Below are 5,582 nucleotides of genomic sequence, written 5' to 3' on the forward strand. Positions count from 1 at the left end.
GAAGATGACCTAATAGAACGCTTCAGACAGCATACTGCTGAGTATGCTGTCCGATGGGCTGCTTAATGAGAAATTCGTGGGGATCCCTCAGGATCTGACCCCATTTTTATCTTAATCTATGCTACGCAGCAGAGCGTTGATACCCACTTTAGCGCGGGTCTGGGCATCTACTTTTTTCACGATAATGGCGGCGTACAGGCTGTGTGTGCCGTCTTTCGATGGAATAGAGCCTGGCACCACGACAGCGCCTGCCGGAACACGGCCATAGGTAATTTCACCGGTTTCACGGTCGTAAATACGGGTCGACTGGCTGATATAAACACCCATTGAAAGCACTGCGCCTTCTTCGATGATTACGCCTTCCACCACTTCAGAGCGGGCACCGATAAAGCAGTTGTCTTCAATAATGGTTGGGTTGGCTTGCAGTGGCTCTAATACACCACCAATACCTACGCCACCTGATAAGTGTACGTTTTTACCGATCTGAGCACAGGAGCCCACAGTGGCCCATGTATCGACCATAGTACCTTCACCGACATAAGCGCCTATATTGACGTAAGAAGGCATCAGCACCACGTTTTTATCGATAAAACTGCCTTTACGCACTGCGGCAGGAGGTACCACACGTACGCCTTCAGCCACGAAACGCTCGTGGGTGTAGTCAGCAAATTTCATTGGTACTTTATCGAAGAAACGGTTTTCAGCGCCGTCCATTACCTGATTGTCATTGATACGGAAAGATAGCAAGACCGCTTTTTTCAGCCATTGGTGAGTGACCCATTCGCCGGCAATTTTTTCAGCAACACGGGCTTTACCGCTATCCAGCAGTTCAATAGCTGCGGTCACAGCTGTTTTCACTTCTGCAGTAACTGTTGATGGAGTAATGGACGCACGTTGTTCAAACGCGGCTTCGATAACGGATTTTAAATCTGACAAAACTTTATCCCTCTGTCACATGAGTTAATTGTTCGACAAGAACACGGCGCAGTTGTGATTGTTGATCGGCATCCAGCGCCTGATCTTGTCGCGTAGAAATCATAAAAAAGTCTTCGGCTTTTTCGCCTATAGTGGTGATTTTTGCAGCGTGAATACTGATCTCACATTGCTGGAACACTGAGCCTATATCGGCCAATAACCCCGGCATATCTAAAGCGGTAATTTCCACCATAGTACGGTGTTTATTGGCTCCCGGAATAAACACCACTTTGGGCGCAATGTTAAAGGGCCGCATCTGGCGGGATAAACGGGGTTTACCTCGTGATAAATCCGGTTTGCCGCTAATATAGCTTTCCAGCGCACGTTTCAGGCTTTGTAAACGCGAAGGTGAGGTCACAGGCTCGCCGTTTTGCTCCAGGATCACAAAGGTATCCATGGCATAACCATCTTTATTGGTCATGATCTGGGCATCAAAAATATTGACCTTTTTGCTGTCGAGTGCAGCCACTAAATGAGCAAATAAGTTGTCCTGATCCGGTGTGTAAACAAACACCTGAGTGCTGCCACGGTAAGGGGTTTTATCCACTAGCACTAAAGGCTCGTGTGGATCTTTGTGGCGCAAAATATGCTCACAATGCCAGACAATTTGTTTAGGGTTGTAACGCGCGAAATAATCGGCTTTGATCCGGCTCCACAACTGCAGCACTTCTTGTTCGGTAAAGCCTTGTTTTTGCAGTAGCTTCATGGCTTCTGCCTGATTTTCGCGAATTAAGTCGCGTAAATCCATTGGCTTTTCCAGGCCACGACGGAAAGCTTTTTGCGTGCCTAAATAGAGTTCACGTAATAACGAGCCTTTCCAATCATTCCACAAGTTGTCGTTGGTGGCGCGAATATCGGCCAGCGTCAGGCAATACAAATAGTTAAGACGGGTTTCGTCGCGTACTTTGTCGGCAAATTCAGCAATAACCGCTGGGTCGTGAATATCGCGGCGCTGTGCTGTCACTGACATCAATAAATGACTTTCCACCAACCAGGCCAGCAACTTGCTGTCAAAGTCACTTAACTTATGCAGTTTGCCAAATTCACGGGCATCCAGAGAGCCTAATTCGGAGTGATCGCCGCCTCTACCTTTGGCAATGTCATGGAAAATACCGGCCAGATATAAAATCTCAGGTTTTTCCATACGTTTGACTATGTCAGTGCAGAGCGGAAACTCGTTTTCAAAACCTGCTTGTGAATAACGGTATAAGTTTTTCAGCACTCGGTGCGTATGTTCATCCACGGTGTAGGCATGGAATAAATCAAACTGCATTTGTCCGACAATATTACGCCAGGCCGGCAGATAAGAGGCCAGAATGCCGTGCCTGTGCATGAGTGTAATGGCTCTGTCCATTCCACGTGGATGACGCATGATGGTCATAAACAGCTGACGACAGGCTTCATAATCCTGCAAATCACCCATCAGACGACGCCTGACTAAACGCAGCAAACGAATGGTATCTGAGTGAATGCCGGTGATATTGGAGTTGTTCGCTATATGCCAGAACAGTCGCAGAATATTTTCACGACGGGCAAAAACCGCATTGTCGGTAGCGCGGATTAAATGGCCGGTCAGCTCAAAAAAATCATCCAGCTTTTGCTGTTTTAGTTTGCTTTGGCTATTGAGAATACTGCCGTCAAAATGCTGCAGCAGCATATCGTTCAGTTCAGCGACCCTTTGTACTGTCTGGAAAAACCTCTTCATCATACGTTCAACAGAAGCTTTACCATCATCACCAAAACCTAAACGTTTGGCGACAGCAGGCTGATAGTCAAACAGAATACGGTTTTCATTTCGGCCGGATTCAACATGCAGGGCAAAACGCATTTGCCATAAGTAGGCCTCACACTCCATCAGCTCCTGATACTCATCTTCAGTCAGATACTGATAAGCCACCAGTTCACGCATGGTTCTGGTATTAAAATGTTTTTTCGCCACCCAGCCTATGGTCTGAATATCACGCAGGCCACCGGGATTGGCTTTTAAATTAGGTTCCAGGTTATAGGCTGTACCGTGATACTGAGCGTGACGCTGCTGTTGTTCGTCACGTTTGGCCTGGAAAAATGCCTGAGAGGTCCAGAAGCTATCTTTACAGACCTGGACTTGTAACTCATCAAACAACTCTTTGCTGCCGGTCAGCAGGCGCATTTCCATCAGGTTGGTGGCAATGGTGATGTCTTCTCTGCCCAGAGTCACAGATTCTTTCACGCTACGGACACTGTGGCCGACTTCTAAACGTAAGTCCCACAGCAAGGTAATAAACTGGCTGATTTGTTCTTTTTGCTGAGCGTCGAGTTTGCTGTCGGTCAACAACAATAAATCGATGTCAGAGCAAGGGTGTAGTTCACCCCTGCCATAACCACCGACGGCTATCAGACTTATTTTTTTATGTTTATGCAGATCGAAGTGCTGCCATAAAGACACCAGCACCTCGTCGATAAAACGGGCGCGGGCTTTGACTAAACTGCCAACGGTTTGATGCTCAAAGGCATGTTTCAGCCAATCATTAAACTCGGCAAAATGTTTTTTATAGCTATCCAGTGTACATAAACCGGGTAAAGACTTATTAAACGCCAGCGCCATGTTCATTTGCTTTACCTCAGGTCTTAAGCGGCCGCCGCTGGTGCGGTATGAACTTATTCGGCCGTAACTATTCGTTCTATGGTGTCGTCTGATCTCAGCGTTAATATTTCGCAGCCGGTATCTGTCACGACAATAGTGTGTTCAAACTGCGCTGATAAACTACGATCTTTGGTGACAACCGTCCAGCCGTCTTTTAACAATTTACTGTGACGCTCACCTGCGTTGATCATCGGCTCAATCGTCAAACACATACCGGTTTTTAAGGTGTCACCTGTGCCAGGGCGGCCATAATGCAGCACCTGTGGGTCTTCATGGAACACCTGACCTATACCGTGACCGCAGTATTCACGTACTACGGAGTAGCTGTGTTTTTCTGCATGTTGTTGAATCACAAAACCTATATCACCTAAACGGGCGCCGTTTTTCACTTTACGAATGCCCATGTAGAGGCACTCCTGCGTTACACGAATTAAACGTTCCGCCATAATGCTTGGCTTGCCGATGACAAACATTTTTGAGGTATCACCGTGATAACCGTCTTTAATCACTGTGATATCAATATTGATGATGTCGCCTTCCTTGAGTTTTTTCTCTGGTGACGGAATGCCATGGCAAATCACCTGATTGACTGAAGTACAGATAGATTTTGGAAAACCATGGTAATTCAGCGGGGCTGGGATAGCCTGCTGCACATCCACTATGTAGTTGTGGCAAATGGTATTGAGCTCTTCGGTGGTGACACCGGCTTTGACGTATGGCTCAATCATCTCTAATACTTCGGCAGCTAACTTACCAGCCACACGCATTTTTTCGATCTGATCTGCTGTTTTAATAATCGCGGCCATGCCATCTCTCTCTGCTGTAAAAATACACATTTCATTGTGTTTCAAGGGTGCTTATGGTATAAAGCGCGCCGCGATTTGGCAAATCAGATTCTGCTAAAAACGCAAAACGCAGATTAAAACTGCAATTAACTAAACAACACACATACATCGACACATAAGCCGGGGTGCTGCAACTCATTGAGTTTCGGTCGGTTTTATGGGATGTATGGAGGCCCAACCCCATTATTGAGGAATATTCAAATGGCTAAAGTTTCTATGCGCGATATGCTCCAGGCGGGCGTACATTTCGGTCACCAAACACGTTACTGGAACCCAAAAATGAAGCCATTCATTTTCGGCGCTCGTAACCGTGTACACATCATCAACCTGGAACAAACTGTTCCTATGATGAACGATGCTCTGGCTTTCATTCAGTCTGTTGCTGCTAAAAAAGGCAAAATCCTGTTTGTTGGTACTAAGCGCGCTGCCTCTGAAGCGATCAAAGAAGCTGCTTTGCAAGTTGACCAGTACTATGTAAACCACCGTTGGTTAGGTGGCATGCTGACCAACTGGAAAACTGTTCGCCAGTCTATCAAACGTTTAAAAGACCTGGAGTCTCAAAGCCAGGACGGTACTTTCGACAAGCTGACTAAAAAAGAAGCTTTAGACCGTACCCGTGAGATGGATAAGCTGGAAAAGAGCTTAGGCGGTATCAAAGACATGGGCGGCTTGCCTGATGTTCTGTTTGTGATCGACGCTGACCACGAACACATTGCAATTAAAGAAGCCAACAACCTGGGTATTCCAGTAGTATCTATCGTTGATACTAACTCTGATCCTAAAGGTGTTGACTATGTAATCCCTGGTAACGATGACGCTATCCGCGCTATCCAGTTATACCTGGGTGCAGTCAATCAGGCCATTACTGAAGGCCGCAGCAAAAACATCGAAGTTCAGGCTGAATCTGAAAACTTCGTAGCTGCTGAGTAATTGCATTGTCTCCGTAGCCTTGTCATCAAGGCTACATCTGGGACAGGTATAAAGCAGGTTTAAACACACAGGGGCATTTGCCCCTGTTTGTCCACGAAAAATTTTTGCGAGGAACTCCCCATGGCTGTAACTGCCGGTTTGGTAAAAGAATTACGCGAGCGCACTGGCGCTGGCATGATGGACTGCAAAAAAGCTTTAGAAGAAACTGC

4 protein-coding genes and 1 pseudogene are annotated in these 5,582 nt (G+C 46.6%); 2 read left to right on the forward strand and 3 right to left on the reverse strand.

Going from position 1 to position 5,582, the window contains the following annotated elements:
- Positions 1-111: 111 nt before the first annotated feature.
- The 3 genes from dapD to map are packed head-to-tail and all read right to left on the reverse strand — an operon-like array spanning position 112 to position 4,404.
- On the reverse strand, positions 112-936 hold the full coding sequence (gene dapD / locus LDL40_RS18485; RefSeq protein WP_300996965.1) for a 2,3,4,5-tetrahydropyridine-2,6-dicarboxylate N-succinyltransferase: 825 nt from the start codon (positions 934-936) through the stop codon (positions 112-114).
- Positions 937-940: 4 nt separating this feature from the next.
- Complete coding sequence (gene glnD / locus LDL40_RS18490) at positions 941-3,565, reverse strand: [protein-PII] uridylyltransferase (RefSeq protein WP_300996966.1); 2,625 nt, start codon at positions 3,563-3,565, stop codon at positions 941-943.
- Between the two features lie 47 nt (positions 3,566-3,612).
- Positions 3,613-4,404 carry a type I methionyl aminopeptidase gene (map, locus tag LDL40_RS18495; protein WP_300996967.1) on the reverse strand — a complete coding sequence of 264 codons (792 nt, stop codon included), beginning with the start codon at positions 4,402-4,404 and terminating at the stop codon, positions 3,613-3,615.
- Between the two features lie 240 nt (positions 4,405-4,644).
- Between map and rpsB the strand changes: the two genes are divergently transcribed.
- Together rpsB and LDL40_RS18505 are read left to right on the forward strand one after the other, a co-directional pair.
- Positions 4,645-5,373: a 30S ribosomal protein S2 gene (gene rpsB, locus LDL40_RS18500; RefSeq protein ID WP_300996968.1), complete on the forward strand. Its 729-nt coding sequence runs from the start codon at positions 4,645-4,647 to the stop codon at positions 5,371-5,373.
- A 120-nt stretch (positions 5,374-5,493) separates the two neighbouring features.
- Positions 5,494-5,582: pseudogene (locus tag LDL40_RS18505) on the forward strand (elongation factor Ts); the annotation flags it as partial.

The sequence above is a fragment of the Rheinheimera sp. genome, assembly GCF_020217005.1.
In the GTDB taxonomy this organism is placed as follows: Bacteria; Pseudomonadota; Gammaproteobacteria; order Enterobacterales; family Alteromonadaceae; genus Pararheinheimera.